Here is a 16,549-nt window from a genome sequence, read left to right as displayed (position 1 = left end):
TCCGCAGCCTACTACGTTTCCCACAAGCTGGGAAGCGTTTGGCGCAGTTGGGGATCATTCAGGTAGGGATAAATTTTTTCGGCGACGCGACCCGGCGTTGAACGAAACTCGGCCGTGATGATCGCCAGCGACGTTCCGATCGGCACGCCGCTCGGGCTCGGCCCTTCTCCGCTCTTCGGCAAGATTGCGCCCTCGATCACCAACCCGCCGTTGACTCCCATGCGGGTTGCAAAGTTGGTCACGCTGGGGCGAGCCTCCACGCATTTCACCTCGTACCAAGGAATCCAACCGACCGAAGTTCGCATCCAGCCGAAGATCGTCAGCCAGCGGGTTGGAAAATCCGGGACGTATGCGACGCCCAGATTCACTTCGATCCCCTCCAAGCCGACGCGCAGCAGCGGCCGCATTCGCAACAGGCTTAGCCGCCAGAAAAAAGCGGCCATGCTACCCGCCAGCAACAGCAAAAATCCCCAGCGGTATTCGTCACCCGGCAGACTATTCATTCGTGGCAGCACCGGTTCCTTGGCGAACCAACTCATCACCCCGACGATCAGAATGATCAACGCCGCCAACGTCATCACCGTCGCGACGTATCCGTAGAACGCCCCCTGACCAAGGAACGCCAGGGGCTGTTTTCCTTCCGTCGTCGTGCTGCGACCGTCGTCACTCATCCGTGGCAGGAATCTCCTTAGAAAAAACGCCGCCCAGACTCTCGGCCGGGGCGGCGTTTGCGTATCGAATTGGCGATCGCCGGAACTACTTCTTGACCGGCACGAACGAAACCGCGTCGGCGATCACATAGCCGTTGGCGCCGTCGCCGGTGATGGTGACGGTCGTTTCGCCCGACAGCTCGAACTGACCGATCGATGCGAACGCCTTGTCGTGCTTTGGCTGTTGGCGTTGGTTTAGTTCGGCCTCATGCGTTGCGCCGCCGGAGGTCACCGCGATGGCGACGTTGGTGGCGCGGTTGGCGTTCGGCGAATAGGCGACGCGAACGTCGTACTTGCCCGCCTTCAGCTTGGTCGTAAACGAGATCGACGCTTTGGCCTTCGTCGCGGCGTCGTAAAAGCGATAGCCGCTGCCGACGAACGGCTGCACGACGCTGCTTTCGCCCCACGTGCCGACCGTCTTGGCGTCGACGTCATCGATGACCGTCCCCGGCAGATCTTCAGCACGCAGCACGATCGCCGGCGCCTTCGGCTTGCGTTCCATTTCCAGCACCTGACCGTCGGCCAACAGACGCGGCTTCAGTTCGTCATAGGTGACGTCCTGTACCGCTTTGTTTCCTTCGATCGCCTGGACGGCGGCGGTCGCAGCCGATTGTCCCAGGATCATAAAGACCGGCTCCATGCGGATCGAACCGTACGCAATGTGCGACGACGAAACGCAAACCGGCACCAGCAGGTTTTCGCATTCTTCCTTCTTCGGCACGATCGAGCGGTAGCTGATCGGATAGGCTCCGCCGGGGCTGACCTGGATGTCCCCTTCGTTGCGGACGTGACCTTTCGCATCGACGTAACGCTGGACGTTGTGCGAGTCCATGTTGTACGAACCGAGACCGACCGATTCCGGCGTCGGCTTCAGCGCCCGCAGGTACTGCTCCGACATCACGAACGGACCGACCATGCGGCGAGCTTCGCGAATGTAGAGCTGATGCGGCCAGTTGTGGTTGTCGACGAACTCATCCTTCGACAGTCCCCACTTCTTCATCTTGGCTTGAATGTCGGCCGGGACGCTCGGGTCGTTCGACAGGAAGTAGAGCAAACCGATCTGGTAGTTTTCGTGCTCTTTGATGATTTCCTTACGACGTTCGTACGACGCTTCCGGATAGTCGTAGTTCATGCCGATGTTGTCGAACGAAAACCCGCCATGATTGTTGACGTCGGTCTTGAAGTTGGGCGCCGGGTCGAACTTGTTGAAGACTCCCTTCCAACCGCCGGCCAGGTAACGCGCGAGCAACGCGTAATCCTTCGCGTCGTATCCTTCCGGTTTCGGGAACGGAACCATGTTGTCCTGGGCGGTCGTCAAGCAAGTGCGGAAGCAGTAGGCCTGCAGCTTCTTGTCTCCCTGACCGTCGATTCCCGGCGGCTGATCCGAGATCTTCGCAAGCAGCCCGCTGCTCGGGTCTCCCTTCACCACGTACGGGTCGACCGGGTAATCGAATTGATGCGAACGAGCATGAGCGGTTTGAATACCGTCGAGCGTTTCTTCATAGACGTCGTTTCCTTCCCGTCCGACGAAGTACGAAACCCCGGCCGCCGCCATCAGGTCCCCTTCGTAGGTCGTATCCATGAAGATCTTGCCGCTGTACTTCTTGCCGTCGAGCGTCTTGAACGAGACGATCTTGCCGTCCTTCACTTCGACGCCGTTCTCACGATCAAGCCATGCGTCGCGGACGACCGGAATCTTGTACTCGGCGACCAGGTCTTCAAAGATCTGTTCGGCGACGTGCGGTTCGAAGACCCACATCGCATCTTCATTCTTGTTGTAGCGGCTGTATTGTTCCGGCTTCTGCTGACGCCAGGCCGACGGCTGGTCGTAGTGCTTACGAACGCGTTGATAGAACTCGCGCGAGATCCCGCCGATCGCCGCCTTGTTGCCGCTGTCGGTCCAACCGAGACCGCCGCTGGTGAGCCCGCCCAAGTGCGTATCGGGCGAAACGACGATGACCGATTTCCCCATCCGTTTGACTTGCACCGCCGCCGCGATCGCCGCCGACGTCCCGCCGTAGATGACGACGTCGTAGCTCGTTTCGGCTGCCGAGAGTCGAGCGGTAAAACAGGTCGCCAGCATCGTGGCCAGCAGGGCGAAATGTCGAATCACGCGAAAAGCTCCAAAAAGGCGGGGTTTGAGGTAGGAAAATCTATTTCGATTATTGTAAATCGCCGGCCGCCGCAAAGAAACAACCGAAAACCGTCAAAAAAAGCCGCCGGCATCGCTGCCGACGGCTTTTTGGGGTTCAAATTGTCGCGTTAGCGTTCAACCTTACGGCAGGCGCTTCACGCGGATGTCTTTGTAGTAGACCGTGCTGCCCGGATCGTGAGCCTGCAGCGCGAAGGTCCCTTCGTCAAAGACGCGGGTGAAGTCCTTGCCGGCTTCGGTACCTTCCGGTTCGGTGTACTCATTGACCAGCTTGCCGTTGATGAACAGCTTGGCGGTCTTGTCTTTGACTTCGATGGTGTAGTCGAAGTACTCGTCGTCGCCGGCCGGAGCTTGCAGCACGTCTTTGACGGCGTAAACGCTGGCGGTCTTGCGCGGGTCAGAGTTGTAGCTGTTGTTCACCTGGCATTCAAAGCCATTCTTCGGCCAGCCTTCTTCCTGGAACTTGGTGTGGAAGTAGACGCCGCCGTTGCTGTTGTTCTTGGTCATCACTTTGAGATTCAAAGTGAAGTTCTTGAACGGCTTTTCGTCGCCGACATAGAATAAGTGGCTGCGACCGCCGTTGGCGACGAACGCGCCGTCCTTGATGCTCCAGGACTTGTCGCTTTCGTTGATCTTCCAACCGTCAAAGCTTTTGCCGTCGGTCAGCGCGATCCAGCCCTTTTCGTCTTCCGCGGCGCGGACCGAAACGGCCGCCAAGGCCACGAACATCAAGCCCAAGGAAAACAGGCTCTGGGCAGTAAAACGCTTCATTCGCTTCTCCAAATGTGCAGGTGGGATCCCGGGGGGGAATAAGTGGTAAAGGCAGCAAATTCGCTCGTCAGGAGAGTTAACAAGCTGACAATTCGAGGATAACAGCTGCATAGTTCACTGTCTATTCGCCGCCTCTAGTCGATTTTGACCTTATTTTTAAGCAATAATGGTGCGCCAGTCGCGAATCTCAAGAGAGCGGCGAATCTTATCTCATCATGCGAGTCCACCGATGAACGCGAAGTCGCTATTACCCGCTATTTGGGAGGTCCCGGACCTTTTTCGACGCCGTTTGGGGGATCAGGTCGGGAAACAGCGAGTGATGCAGGCCGATGGCCAGCTCCTCCTCGTTTTGCACCAACCTCCCAAACCGGGCGAAAAAAACCGGGTCGGCCGTTTCTTCTGGCGCGACGGCAAGAAGGAATGGAACTCCAGCGACCTCGGATCAGGAGACGGCGCCATTACCCGCCATCTCGGCCAATACGCATCCGCCATCGATCGGCTGGAGAAAGAAGAGGAAGCGGCCGAAGGAAGCGCCGCCTACTTCCAAGTCATCTCAGACCTCAGCCCCCTGCTCCGCGCGACGCGCAACATGCACGCGGTGCTGCAAAAGGCGCGCGAAGTAAGCGGCGACGATAAAGCGTTGATCAACGCTCGCGACCGCGCTTACGAGTTAGAACGGAAAGCGGAGCTCCTTTACAACGAAGCGAAGAACGAACTCGACTTCGCCATCGCACAGCAAACCGAACGTCAGGCCGACGCCGCCCATCGGATGTCGGTCTCGGCGCATCGACTAAACGTTCTGGCCGCCTTCTTCTTTCCGATCGTCACGCTGGCGACGATTTTCGGCGCCGACTTGCATCACGGCCTGGAAAACTGGAACCCCCCGTGGCCCTTCCTGACGATGACCGGCGTCGGACTGCTGCTCGGCTTCATTCTCTGGATGTTCGTCAACGCACCCAGCGGACCAGGCAAACGCCCACGCCGCAAAGATAGCGAAGCGCGACCGCTGCGCGACCCTGGCCGATAGAAAAGAGTTGCGGTGCGTCTAGACGCACCGCGCACTGCCAGGCGATTCCGACGTTACTTTGACTTAAGATCAAAGTCGAAGACGTTCGATCCCTCTTTCACTTCCACCATGAGTTCGGTGTTGCGGTTGTACCGCGTGGGGATTGTCTCACGAGTTTCCCGTCCATTGGGAAGCTCCAGCACGTCGGTCGTGATTCGAACTTTATGCTGACCCGGTTCGGCGCCCATCACGTCGCGGATGTAGTTCAGCTCGTACGTGCCGCTGGCGTCGGTAACGCCGCTCGAGGGGCGTCCATCCGTCGGGAAGAATTGAACGCGACCGCCGGCAAGCGGCTTCTGATCCATCGTCACCGTTCCGGTAACGGCGCTGACGCCAAGATTGTTACTCGAGCAACCGACCGACGCGGCGATCGCCAGCAAGAGCAAACAAGGAAGATATCGCAACACGTTTTGTTCTCACAAACAACAATGGCTTTGAGGGAAAATCAGTGAGGCGCTGTTAAAACGCGACTTCTCGCAACCGCGGCCAACAGAGCGCCGCGGTCGCCGCTTGTTCGACGATGCGTTCGTTCAAGACGACGCAACGAAACGGCCAGGCGATTAGTACTCGCCGACGACCGCGCCATCCTGGCGATCGCAAAGCGCGGTAAGCGTCGAGTAGTTGATCGTCTCCGCAACGAATCGAACCGATCCGTCCGCCAAAGCGCCCATCACGCCGCCCGGGTGAGCGGAGGTGAAGGGAATGTTCTGATGGTACGAGGTGGTATTGCCCGCACCGCCGTACGATCCAATCGGATAGCGGAGGGTCGTCGCGTTCTGCACCCAGTTGCCGGTACCGTCGCCGGCGGCGCCTGAAGCCCACGCAGCGCCCCAATAGTTCGAGCTGGCGTTGTCGACCGCGGTCGTTCCGTTGTATTGGAAGTTCGACTGTTCGCTGGCGAACATCGTGTTGCTCGTGCCGTCGATCAGGTTTTGGAGTCCGATCGCAGGGCTCTTATCCCACATCGCGACGATCGCTCCGTTGTAATAGCAAGCGCCATAGATCGTGCTGTGCGTAAAGTCGGATTGAACGTCGGTTCCGCCCTGGTGATACGAACCGTTGATCCCGACGTAATTCGCACGCTGCAAGGTGACGGTCAGGCCAGTCTTGGTCGTCCAATCGCGGGTCTGCGGCAAAGGGCTTGAAGGACAATAGAGCCCTTCCACCACCAATCCGTTCAAGATGTTCTCGTTCGGGCTCGTACCATCTTGCATCGTCCAGTCGCCGGTGAACTGGAACTGGTTGTACGCCGCCGTCTGCTCCATGAACGGCATCAAGCGAACGAACCACGACGGTCCGCGCTGCTTCGTGGCGCCGCTGCCCGACTGGGGAGACTGGTTGTACGGCAAGACGTTGAACGTATCGTGATAGTTGTGCAGCGCGAGTCCCAACTGCTTCAGATGATTAGTGCACTGCATACGGCGAGCCGCTTCTCGAGCTTGCTGCACGGCCGGCAACAACAGAGCGATCAAGACGCCGATGATAGCGATCACGACCAACAATTCAACGAGCGTAAAACCGGTAAACGCTTTCTTATTTCGCATAGCTCTCTCAAAAGACGACTACAGGGAAAAGAGAATGGATTTGGGTTTGCGATTCTACTTACGTCTCAAGCGAACGAAAAAGCGGACTCCCATACTTTTGCGCATAACCGCGACAAATACTTCCAATTGGTCACTTCGCCAGTCAAGACTTGTCCGTCGCCGATGAACTCATTGCGCAACGCGTCGACGTCAGCATCGACTCTTTCGCCAAGTGCGATTCCATGGTTAGCCATTTCGCAGCTCGTCATGACGCGCGATCGATTTCCACGCCCCCCCGGCTTGAGGATCAAGCGACGCACTAGAAACGTATGACGTCGCCAAGAAACGACGCTGCGTGGCGACGCAACCGCCAATGCGATCGCGTTTCCACGCAGCGAAGAGTTCAACGATGTTGGACAAACGGCGGCGTCTTACAGCACAAGATGGCCAAGACGCGCTGGGCGATTAGTACTCGCCCAAAACCTGACCGTCGTTCATCCCCGACAGGGCGCGCCAAGTGTTGATGTCGATCGTCTCGGCGATGAACGGAACCGAGCCGTCGCCAAGCGTCGCTTGCACGCCGCCTGGATGTTGGCTGCGAGCCGAGAAGAGGGGCGTACCGCCGATGCACGGCATGCCCAACGGCGCCATCGCCGCGTTCTGACAGAACGAGGACTGCGATTGATCCGGCGATTGGCTGTTCGGCCCGTAGTGGGTCATGAAACCGCAGTGTTGACCGTACCAGATCAAGCCGCGCAAGTCGCTGGCGACTTGCCCTTGTCGCACTTCAGCGACCAACATCGTGTTGGTCAGACCGTCCGTGATCGAAGCGAAGCGATTGATTTTCCCCTTGGCTTCAAACGGAGAGGCCCAATAGGGGACGCCGTTCAGCGGATTGGTCCGACTCAAATTGGTCGTGCCGAGATTGCAAGCGTAGTTGTAGTTCGGCACGCTATTCCAAGTTTGGGTGGGGGAATCGCTGGGGCATAGAAAATTCGGGATCGTCGTACGAATCAACGTCAGATTGGTCCCCGAATGGTAAGTCAAAGAGTAGTTCCAGCCGTCGTTCAAGTTGCCTTGCTCGACAAACGGCAGCATCGCTTTCAACCAACCAAGCCCCGAGACTTCGGGATCGCCCGAGATGGCCGTCGGTGTGGCTAGGTGACCATACGGCAAGGAATTGTAGGTGTCGTGATAGTTGTGCATCGCCAGACCAATCTGCTTCAGTTGGTTCTGACACGAAGAACGACGAGCCGCTTCGCGAGCCTGTTGAACGGCAGGCAAGAGCAGCGCAATCAAGACGCCGATGATCGCGATGACCACCAGCAATTCGACGAGAGTAAACCCGCTACGTTTGGAAGACATAAGACGCCTCAGAAGAAAAAAGATGTATGGAGGAGCGGCTCTGTCGCCGTCCTGGGACGCCGACTATTTGCTCTTTAGATCGAAATCGAACTTGTTGGGACCGGCCTCGGTGACTTCGACGGTCAGTTCGGTTTTGTCGCTATATTTCTTCGGAATGGGATCGACGAACGGAGGCTGCGGTCCCCGGTTCATCGCAGCGTCGGCATCCAGCCCAGAGTCGGGCTGCGTCGCGCGAATCGCGACCTTGTACTTGCCGGGCTTCATGTTGGAGTTGGCGTCAAATTCATATTTGCCGCCGTCGATCCGCCGCGCGGCGCTGGCCCCAGCGCCACCCATCGGCTCGAAGTGAATGAGACCGTTTTGGAGCGGCTGGCCATCGAACTGGACGTCGCCGGTAACGACGATGCCGCCACTCTTGGAATTGCAGCCAGCCAGCGCTAGCGCAACGACACACAACGCGGCGGTCAGGGGACCTGCCCCTGATCGGCACAGGAAAGGCATGAGGGGACCTCGGGGGAAAGAGAAAATGGATAATCAACGAGAGAGGGGGCGGCCCGCGATCCGATCCCTGCTCTGAGCTAAAGCCTCGAAAGTTCGCATAAGAATTACTTAGCGAGGCGATGTGCACTTTACACGATGAGAAAAAACAAAAGCAATAGTCTAAAAGTTTTTTTATTGCCTAAAGTAGCATGCAATGCCCCCTAAACGAATGGTTACAGGGCGAATAAATTCCGCTCTCGAGCCAAACGCCCTGCAAGAACAAAAAAAGGCTCTTGGGCGACGGGCCAAGAGCCTTCGGGAGCCTTGCTTCGAGAGCTTTCGCCGAAGCGTCACTTCTTCATCTGCGACATCGATTGCATTTCCCGCTGCCGCATCTCTTCCATGTGCGCCCGGTGTTCTTCGGGCGTCATGTCCTTCGGCTTGGTAATCGCCGGCTTCTGATTCGATCCGCCGCAACCGGCCGCAATCGGCGCGATGACGATCGCGCACAAGATCCAGCAAGCCGCGTAGCGAAAACTACGTTGAGAAGAATTCATCGATTGATTCCTTGAGCGAGTTAGTAAAACGCGAACGCTGAAACCGGGCCTACTGTTGAATCGTCAAGTCGCGGCCGTCGCGCGAACCAAACGCTTCCCAGACCGCGCCATCCATCGTTTCTGTGTAGAAGTGGACGCTGCCGTCGGCCAAGACGGCGAGCGCTCCGCCCGGGTGATAACTTCCGGCTGGCGAGACGATCGCGTTGAAGTCGCCGCCGGGAACCCACGCGGGGCTGTTTGGCGGCAGCAAGTGGTTGTAGCCGGTTCGCCAGACGCTCCCTTCGCTGTAGGGATAACCGCGATAGCGCCAATCGCCGCTCCACGGAATCGACGACGTCTTCCAATCCAACGCTTGGAACGCGGTCCGCGCAGCGGCGGTCGTCGTCGCCGCCGGCGCCGAGCAATCGTAAGCGTCCCACTTCTTGTTGTCGCTGCCGCCGTAAGCGTCGCCAGTTTGCACTTCGGCGAAAGCGGCGGTGTTCGACAAGCCGTCGGTGATGTTGCCGAACGTCAGATCGGTCGTCTTCCAGTAGCTAAGCCCGGTCCCCGCTTCGGTTCCCGCGTAGATGCTCTCCGCAAAGGCGCCGTCCCACTTGGTCAACGTCACCCAACGGCCGACGTTGTAGTGATAACTGGTCGTCGCCTGACCGCCGGCTCCTCCGTTGGGAAAGGGATCGCTCGGACAAAGCAGAAACGGCAGTTGCGTCTTTGAGGCGTTGACGTTTTGCGTGCTGTAGAGCGATTGCTTGACGTCGTACAAATCCTTCGACGTGTTTGCTTCCATGTAGTCGAGAATTTGCACATGGGGCGAAAGCCGGTACTTCGTCGAACCGTACGGAATCAACCCGAACGTGTCGTGAAAGTTATGCAGCGCGATCCCCATTTGCTTCAGATTATTGGTGCACTGCATCCGGCGGGCCGACTCGCGGGCCTGCTGAACGGCAGGCAGCAAAAGTGCGATCAAGACGCCGATGATGGCGATGACCACAAGCAGCTCGACAAGCGTAAAGGCTCGTCTCCCTATCATTGCTAGTCTCATAGAAGCGGCTTTCTGAAATCGAGTACATATAAATGGAATATCAATGCGGAAGTCGCGCAGGATCGACCGCCGCATCGCGATCAATCGCTCCACTAGCGCTCGCGTTTCGTCACCAAACTAGATTTCTTAAGAACGAGCGCCCTGGACATCGTCGACGTCCAAAGGGGATCGCATGACAGGAAGAGTTTTCCGAAACCGCTTACGGCAGGGCATGATTGCGACAGGCGGGGAAAGTCGCAAATCGGCGGTTCGCTATCAGGTGGGGCAGGAACTTGAGTGTCGATTCCGCACGCAGGTTACTTCCATCTGCGTGCGGCAGGAACGTTTGATCGCGACGACGCGGAGTCCGCCGCGCTACTTCGATTCGAGCTTAAAGTCGATCGTATTCGGTCCTTTCGCCACATCGGCCGACAACGTCGTTTTCACGTTGTACTTGGAGGGAACCTTTTCGACGAACTGCGGCGGCCCAGGATCGGGCGAACTTTTCGCAACCGTCGTAATGCTGACGACGTGCGAACCAGGTTCGGCGCCGCGCTGATCGCGAATATAGAACAACTCGTACTTCCCCTCGGCGTCGGTGACGCCGCTCGACGGGCGTCCCTTCTGGGGCGTAAAGGTAACTTGGAGATCAGCCGCCGGCTTGCCATCCAGGGTCACCGTACCGCTGACTCCCCCCATCTTGCTCTCGCTACCGCCGCAACCGACGGCCGCCGCCACAAGGCCAGCGAAAACCAAAACTGAAATACGTTTGAACATTGCGAAAACCATGCGGAAATAAGAACGCGAAAGTTAAGACCGGCGGGCGCACGTTCGCACGCGCCGGTATTCGACCTTACCGCGCGATGAGAATTAGTACTCGCCGACGACGGCGCCATCTTGTCGATCGCAGAGCGCCGTGAAGATCGCAAAGTCGATCGTCTCCGGAACAAAGCGAACCGAACCGTCGGTCAGCGCTCCCATCATGCCGCCGGGATGAGCGGAAGTGAACGAGATGTTCGTGTTGTACGGATCGACGTTGCCGGTGTTGCCGTACGTACCGATCGGGTAGCGCAACGTGGTGACGTTCTGCGTCCAAGTGCCGGTTCCGGCGCCGCACGACCAAGGCCCGCCGTAGTAGCCGCTGGAGCGCAGATCCTTGCGATTTCCGCTGGTGTCGAACTGATAGTTGCTCTGTTCGCCGGCGAAGATGGTGTTGGTCGTACCGTCGACGACCGACGCCATCGTGATCGCATTGGCGCCCAAACCGACCGGCACGATCACGCCGTTACCGACGGCGATGCCGTACGAGTTGAACTGCGGCGAGAAGGGAGAAACGGTCGTCGAAGTTCCCCCTTTGTAGTACGAACCCATCACGCCGACGTAGCTGGCCACCTGCAAAGTGATCGTTCCGTTCGCCTTGGTGGTGCGCTGTTGCGTCGGCGGCAGCGGGCTTGACGGGCAATAGAAACCGTCGACGACGTAGTTGTTCAGCACGTTGTAGTTCGGGTTGCTCGACGAGTTGTCCTGCATCGACCAGTCGCCGACGAACTGCATCTGGTTGTAGGCCGCGGTCTGTTCCACGAAGGGGAGAATGCGGGTGATCCACGAGCAGCCGCGGAGACGATCGGCGACGTTCGCCGATTGCGGCTCGGCGTTGTAGGGGAACTTCAAATAGGTGTCGTGATAGTTGTGCAGCGCCAACCCAAGCTGCTTCATATGGTTGGTGCACTGGATCCGCCGAGCGGCCTCGCGAGCCTGCTGAACGGCCGGCAACAACAGGGCGATCAAAACGCCGATGATGGCGATCACAACTAACAACTCGACCAGCGTAAAGCCGGTAAATCGCTTACGAATTCGCATCGACAAGTCTCTCTATAAATGAAGGGATAAGAGGGAGCTTAGAGAGGGTGTTAGCAAAATTGTAAGTGCGTTCAGACTCAACTCTTCCTGCAGTTGTCCCCTAATCAATGATTTGATTGCACGTGTTTTTCTCGGACGATTCCGATTTCCCCACCTATGGCCAGAGCCGCGGCGTTTGATTGCGGAAACTTCCTACCTCTTGGCGTTTCAAACATTGACGGCGCCGAATTCGAACATCGCCGAAAAGGCGCAACATTTCACTTCATGTCGAACTGAAACTCATTCGTTCCTTCCTGCACGCTGGCGTGCAGATCGCTCATCGAATCGTTGGCGTACTTCTTGGGCACCGCCGAATTCACGCTCACCGGCTTCGGCGGCGCCGACATATCCAAGTTCAAATCGACCGCCGGTTGAACGTAGGCGACATACTCGCCGACGCGCACCGGTTCATCCATGGCGAACGAGCCGTCGGTTTTCACCAGCGCCTTATAGGCGGCGCCTGTTTTCTGACTCATGAAGAAGATCTCCAGATCGCTCGGCGCCGGCTTTCCGCGTAGCGTCAGCTTTCCGCTTACTTCTCCCACAGGATAGGGATGAGATTTTCCACAACCAAGACTCGTCGTCGCAACGACGAAACTAACGATCAAAACTGCCACGACACGCAACATAGTCGTATGATTCCAAGATGAGTATTTGAATGAACCCCGCGCATGCTTCTCTGGTCCGCGCTGGCGCGACTGGGCGCCGATTCGCAACGGAACGAAGCCCAATCTTTCAACCTCACTGGCCGCCTAACGTTTCGGTTGCAGCTATCTCCAGAGCGAACAAAGTCGCTCTGGAGAAAGCGCCGCAACCCAAACCCATGTTCTCTCGACTATAAGCTGACGACTTGGCCGTCGGCTCGCACCACCATTCGCTTCAGCATGTCGAAGTCGATCGTTTCCGGAATGAAGTGAACGCTGCCGTCGGTGAACAGCATGTTGACCCCGCCCGGGTGAAACGAATTCAAGATCGTGTTGTTGCGATAGGTCGTATCGGTGGCGCCGACCTGAATGATGTCGGAGTTGATCGCAAACCGCAGACAAGTCGTGCCTGACTGCCACAAGTCGGAACAGCCGGGATTCGTCGAGCCGACGTAGCCATAGTTGCGGGCCCCATGCCAGCCGCCGTAGTAATTGGCGGTGCGATTCAAGTTGGCGGTCAAACCTGACTGCTCCGAGATCAAAACGGTGTTCGACGTGCCGTCGATGCAGCTGCGGAAACCGCGGTATTCGTTCGGCGAGAGCAAGCCGTTGTTGCACGACCAGCCGTGGTTGCAGTCCTGGTAACCGCCGACGTTCCCCGGCACGGTCGGCGCGGCGCCTTGCAACCCGACGTAGTGATGACACATCCCTTCCATGCTGTTGTTACCGACGCTCGTATCGAAGATCGGCAGCGCGCTGGAAGGACAGAGATAAGCGTCGACCTTCAGCTTGATCAGCACCTCGTTCCCCGCGTAGCTGTTGCCGGCGAAGCTGCCGCTGAAGTTGAGCTGATCGAAGATATTCCCCTGTTCCAGGCCGGGCAAAATCGCCGTGCGCCAGTTGCTGCCGTTTTTCAGCGCCCAGTCGTCCATCCCGCGGGCGCCGCACGGAAAGGTCAGATAGGTGTCGTGATAGTTGTGAAACGCGAGGCCGATTTGCTTCAAATTGTTCGTGCACTGCATGCGTCGCGCGGCTTCCCGCGCTTGCTGCACCGCCGGCAAGAGAAGCGCGATCAACACGCCGATGATGGCGATCACGACCAGCAGCTCGACCAAGGTAAACGCCTTGCGGCTGCGACTTCGATAAACCATGAGAAGTGCTCCAACGAAAGAATGAATCGAAGAAGAATGACTCGAATAATCGAACGTTTCGCTCCGCGCAGCGACCAACGTCGCCAAGTGCGCAGGGAAAAACGCAAATCGCCACGAACGCCGAAATCGGCGCCGGAGAAATTGGAACGGGCATCGCATAGAGCCAACGAAGCGTCGATGCGATCAGGACAAGGTATATGGATGAGCGACAAGCCAATCGGCTTCCGCGGTCGCGTGATGAGTTTCCAAAAACGAAACGAAACTTTTGTTTTCGTACAAACCCTCACCCAACGCGGTTCATCCTAAGACCACAAGGAGGTAAATGCTCCCGATGTGATTGCAAAGACTAGTCTCCTCTTTGCAAGAAAAAACAAGCCTCTTTCTACCATTTCTGGCGTGCCGTCCTCCCGCCCACAATAGTCGTATATTGCACTCAATGGCTAATAGCAATCAACTAAGTCAACGTATGGGCGCCAAATGCAACGAGAGGAAAAATTCATGATTTCTCTTTGCGCCAATCAAGCGGCGCCAGCATGCAACTACGCTTCGCTCTTCCGATCTCGCGTTATGCGCCAAGCGAATGCCGCCGCAACAACGAGCGTGCCGATGATCCCGCTCGCGCGCAGCCAACCTGACTTGAAGATCACCGTTCCGTTGAACGCGATGAAGAGAAAGAAGCCGAGCACGGCTCCTTCGATCCAAACAGGCCGCTTTCGGTACGATGTTGGCGCGGCCAATAACCAGAGCGCGTCGGCGGTCCAGACGACCGCCATCAGATAGTTCACGTACAGCCCTTCGCCCACCGCCGCTCCTAGGACCTGTTTCGTCTGCTGGGCGATGTCGGCGTACGCTTCGGCCTGGCTGCCGTGATGAAAGAAATAGATCGCCGCCGCGATGTGCGTCAGAAACAATCCGCAGCCGAGCGGCCAGAGGACGCGGTCAATCGCTTGCCACCGGCTCCGCTCGCCGGCCAACTGTCGACCGGCGCAGCAGACGACCAACAGCGCCAATGCGGCGCGGATCGACCAGCGCGTGAGGGCCTCTCCCAGCTCCATTTTTCCGCTTATTTCCTCGCAATTGGGCCTGATCGCCGCATCCCGCGATAAGCCGTAGTTTTCCCGCTTTCCCGGCTGTTGTACCATCAAACGGGATACGCGCAAGCGCACCCGTCGCTCTCCGGACCAATCATAACCGCTGGCAACCTTTCGCAAGGCCCCGAACCGATGACCATGCATGCTAAAGTTCCCGACAAAGTGAACGTCGCCGTCGTGCAAATGACCTGCTCGACCGTGAAGCAAGAAAACGTCGACAAAGCGGTCGCGCGGATCGAAGAAGCGGCCAAGCTGGGCGCCAATATCGTCTGCCTGCAAGAGCTGTTCGCTGGGCAGTATCCTTGCCAGGAAGAAGACCACCTGAAGTTCCAGGAAGCGGAGCCGATCCCCGGCCCGACCAGCGAAGCGATCCAAGCCGCCGCCGCCAAATGCGGCGTCGTGGTCGTCGCCTCGCTGTTCGAGAAGCGGGCCGAAGGTCTCTACCACAACACTGCCGCCATCTTCGACGCCGACGGAACGCAGCTGGGCATCTATCGCAAGATGCACATCCCGGACGATCCGCATTACTACGAAAAGTTCTACTTCACCCCCGGCGATCTCGGCTTCCGCTCGTTCCAGACGAAGTTCGGCCGCGTCGGCGTCTGCATCTGCTGGGACCAATGGTTCCCCGAAGCGGCTCGCCTGACCGCGCTGACCGGCGCTCAACTCCTCTTCTACCCGACCGCCATTGGTTGGCTGGTCGACGAGAAGGACGAGTATGGGCCGGCGCAGGTCTCGGCGTGGGAAACGATGATGCGCAGCCATGCGATCGCCAACGGCGTCTTCGTCTGCGCTCCGAATCGAGTCGGCCTGGAAGGAACGATCGAATTTTGGGGGCACTCCTTCGTCAGCGATCCGAACGGCAATTTGCTGAAGGTCGGCTCGCACGATCAGGAAGAGATCTTGGTGGTCGAGTGCAACCTGGCCCAGATCGATTTCGCTCGCACCCACTGGCCCTTCCTGCGTGATCGCCGGATCGACGCCTATAGCGGACTGACCAAGCGTTACCTCGACGAGGGCGCGCTCTAATGGCGAAGCTCGCAGGAACTCCGCGTCAGCTCGGTTATCGCTGGCCCGCCGAATGGGAACCGCATGCCGGCACCCTCCTCTCCTGGGCGCATAACCGCGACAGTTGGCCCGACAAGTTCGAGCCGATCCCGTTCGTCTACCAGCGCCTGGTCGAGACGCTGTCGCAGTTCGAACCGGTTCACATTCAAGCCGCCGGCGAAACGCTCGCCGAAGCGCAGCGGATGGTCGGCCACTTGCCGAACGTCACCCTGCACGACATCCCGACCAACGACGCGTGGGCTCGCGATCATGGGCCGATCTTCCTTGAAGCGCCCAGCGGAAAGCCGCGCGCCGCGCTCGATTGGCGGTACAACGCGTGGGGCGGCAAGTATCCGCCGTGGGATGCGGATGACGCGTCTGCCAAGCGTTTGCTCGCCGACCTGAACGTTCCCTACTTTGAGCCCGGCATCATCCTGGAAGGTGGCGCGGTCGAAGGGAACGGCGCCGGCGTGATCCTGACGACCGAAGAGTGTCTGCTCAATCCGAATCGGAACCCGCACCTGTCGCAAGCCGACATGGAGCGTTATCTGAGCGACTATCTCTGCGCCGACAAAGTCCTCTGGCTCGGACGCGGCATCGTCGGCGACGACACCGACGGGCACATCGATGAGCTGGCTCGATTTGTCGCGCCGAACCGAATCGTCGCCGCCTACGAAGCGAACCCCGGCGACGAAAACCATGAACCGCTCGCCGAGAACTTCGCCCGACTCGAAGCGATGACCGATCAGCATGGTCAGCCGTTCGAGGTAATCAAGCTGCCGATGCCGCAGCCGAAGTTCGTCGGAGACCAACGGATCCCGGCCTGCTACTGCAACTTTTACATCGGCAACGGCGTGGTGATCGTCCCGCAGTTCGAAGACCCGGCCGACGACGCTGCCGTGGAAGTCTTGCGCCGCTGCTTCCCCGAACGGGAAGTCGTCCCGCTTCCGGCCCTCGACCTGGTCTGGGGACTTGGCGCCTATCACTGCATCACGCAGCAGATCATGCCCTAAACGAAACGTCCAGGCGTCACAGTTCTGTGAGCCGTGGCGCCTGACTTTGCGTTTCTACTGCA

At 58.4% G+C, this 16,549-nt stretch carries 17 protein-coding genes; 3 read left to right on the top strand and 14 right to left on the bottom strand.

The window, feature by feature from the left end; genetic code table 11:
* Window positions 1-11: 11 nt before the first annotated feature.
* The 3 genes from LOC68_RS17540 to LOC68_RS17530 all read right to left on the bottom strand — a co-directional run bounded on the left by LOC68_RS17540 (window position 12) and on the right by LOC68_RS17530 (window position 3,633).
* Window positions 12-671: a hypothetical protein gene (locus tag LOC68_RS17540; RefSeq protein WP_230221131.1), complete on the bottom strand. Its 660-nt coding sequence runs from the start codon at window positions 669-671 to the stop codon at window positions 12-14.
* Between the two features lie 85 nt (window positions 672-756).
* Window positions 757-2,823 (bottom strand): FAD-dependent oxidoreductase, encoded by a 2,067-nt coding sequence (locus LOC68_RS17535; RefSeq protein ID WP_315858791.1) that lies wholly within the window; start codon window positions 2,821-2,823, stop codon window positions 757-759.
* Between the two features lie 162 nt (window positions 2,824-2,985).
* Window positions 2,986-3,633, bottom strand: coding sequence for a 3-keto-disaccharide hydrolase (locus LOC68_RS17530; protein ID WP_230221129.1), 648 nt, complete (start codon window positions 3,631-3,633; stop codon window positions 2,986-2,988).
* Window positions 3,634-3,949: 316 nt separating this feature from the next.
* Between LOC68_RS17530 and LOC68_RS17525 the strand changes: the two genes are divergently transcribed.
* A complete protein-coding gene (locus LOC68_RS17525; protein WP_230221127.1) occupies window positions 3,950-4,660 on the top strand; it encodes a hypothetical protein in 711 nt (236 codons plus the stop codon).
* Between the two features lie 53 nt (window positions 4,661-4,713).
* Here the strand turns inward: LOC68_RS17525 and LOC68_RS17520 are convergent, their stop codons facing one another.
* From LOC68_RS17520 to LOC68_RS17470, 11 genes are all read right to left on the bottom strand, one after another.
* Window positions 4,714-5,106, bottom strand: coding sequence for a carboxypeptidase regulatory-like domain-containing protein (locus tag LOC68_RS17520; protein WP_230221125.1), 393 nt, complete (start codon window positions 5,104-5,106; stop codon window positions 4,714-4,716).
* A gap of 153 nt (window positions 5,107-5,259) precedes the next feature.
* The gene (locus tag LOC68_RS17515) at window positions 5,260-6,243 is read right to left on the bottom strand and encodes a DUF1559 domain-containing protein (protein WP_230221123.1); all 984 of its coding nucleotides are present in this window, start codon (window positions 6,241-6,243) and stop codon (window positions 5,260-5,262) included.
* 444 nt (window positions 6,244-6,687) lie between these two features.
* On the bottom strand, window positions 6,688-7,587 hold the full coding sequence (locus tag LOC68_RS17510) for a DUF1559 domain-containing protein (RefSeq protein WP_230221121.1): 900 nt from the start codon (window positions 7,585-7,587) through the stop codon (window positions 6,688-6,690).
* A 63-nt stretch (window positions 7,588-7,650) separates the two neighbouring features.
* A complete protein-coding gene (locus LOC68_RS17505) occupies window positions 7,651-8,088 on the bottom strand; it encodes a hypothetical protein (protein WP_230221119.1) in 438 nt (145 codons plus the stop codon).
* A gap of 329 nt (window positions 8,089-8,417) precedes the next feature.
* Complete coding sequence (locus LOC68_RS17500; protein WP_230221117.1) at window positions 8,418-8,624, bottom strand: hypothetical protein; 207 nt, start codon at window positions 8,622-8,624, stop codon at window positions 8,418-8,420.
* Window positions 8,625-8,673: 49 nt separating this feature from the next.
* Complete coding sequence (locus tag LOC68_RS17495; protein ID WP_230221115.1) at window positions 8,674-9,651, bottom strand: DUF1559 family PulG-like putative transporter; 978 nt, start codon at window positions 9,649-9,651, stop codon at window positions 8,674-8,676.
* A gap of 366 nt (window positions 9,652-10,017) precedes the next feature.
* Window positions 10,018-10,419 carry a carboxypeptidase-like regulatory domain-containing protein gene (locus LOC68_RS17490; protein WP_230221113.1) on the bottom strand — a complete coding sequence of 134 codons (402 nt, stop codon included), beginning with the start codon at window positions 10,417-10,419 and terminating at the stop codon, window positions 10,018-10,020.
* A gap of 93 nt (window positions 10,420-10,512) precedes the next feature.
* Window positions 10,513-11,502, bottom strand: coding sequence for a DUF1559 domain-containing protein (locus LOC68_RS17485; RefSeq protein WP_230221112.1), 990 nt, complete (start codon window positions 11,500-11,502; stop codon window positions 10,513-10,515).
* Between the two features lie 257 nt (window positions 11,503-11,759).
* Entirely contained in the window at window positions 11,760-12,017 is a 258-nt protein-coding gene (locus LOC68_RS17480) for a hypothetical protein (RefSeq protein ID WP_230221110.1), read from the bottom strand.
* Between the two features lie 359 nt (window positions 12,018-12,376).
* The gene (locus tag LOC68_RS17475) at window positions 12,377-13,336 is read right to left on the bottom strand and encodes a DUF1559 domain-containing protein (protein WP_230221108.1); all 960 of its coding nucleotides are present in this window, start codon (window positions 13,334-13,336) and stop codon (window positions 12,377-12,379) included.
* Window positions 13,337-13,875: 539 nt separating this feature from the next.
* The gene (locus tag LOC68_RS17470; protein WP_230221106.1) at window positions 13,876-14,391 is read right to left on the bottom strand and encodes a hypothetical protein; all 516 of its coding nucleotides are present in this window, start codon (window positions 14,389-14,391) and stop codon (window positions 13,876-13,878) included.
* A 168-nt stretch (window positions 14,392-14,559) separates the two neighbouring features.
* Between LOC68_RS17470 and LOC68_RS17465 the strand changes: the two genes are divergently transcribed.
* A complete protein-coding gene (locus LOC68_RS17465; RefSeq protein WP_230221104.1) occupies window positions 14,560-15,456 on the top strand; it encodes a carbon-nitrogen hydrolase in 897 nt (298 codons plus the stop codon).
* A complete protein-coding gene (locus LOC68_RS17460; protein ID WP_230221102.1) occupies window positions 15,456-16,487 on the top strand; it encodes an agmatine deiminase family protein in 1,032 nt (343 codons plus the stop codon). Before LOC68_RS17465 ends, LOC68_RS17460 begins: the two co-directional genes overlap by 1 nt.
* Window positions 16,488-16,549 lie beyond the last annotated feature (62 nt).

The organism is Blastopirellula sediminis (assembly GCF_020966755.1).
In the GTDB taxonomy this organism is placed as follows: Bacteria; Planctomycetota; Planctomycetia; order Pirellulales; family Pirellulaceae; genus Blastopirellula; species Blastopirellula sediminis.
Note: the sequence above shows the minus strand (reverse complement) of the source record. Positions and strands in the feature narration are given on the sequence as shown.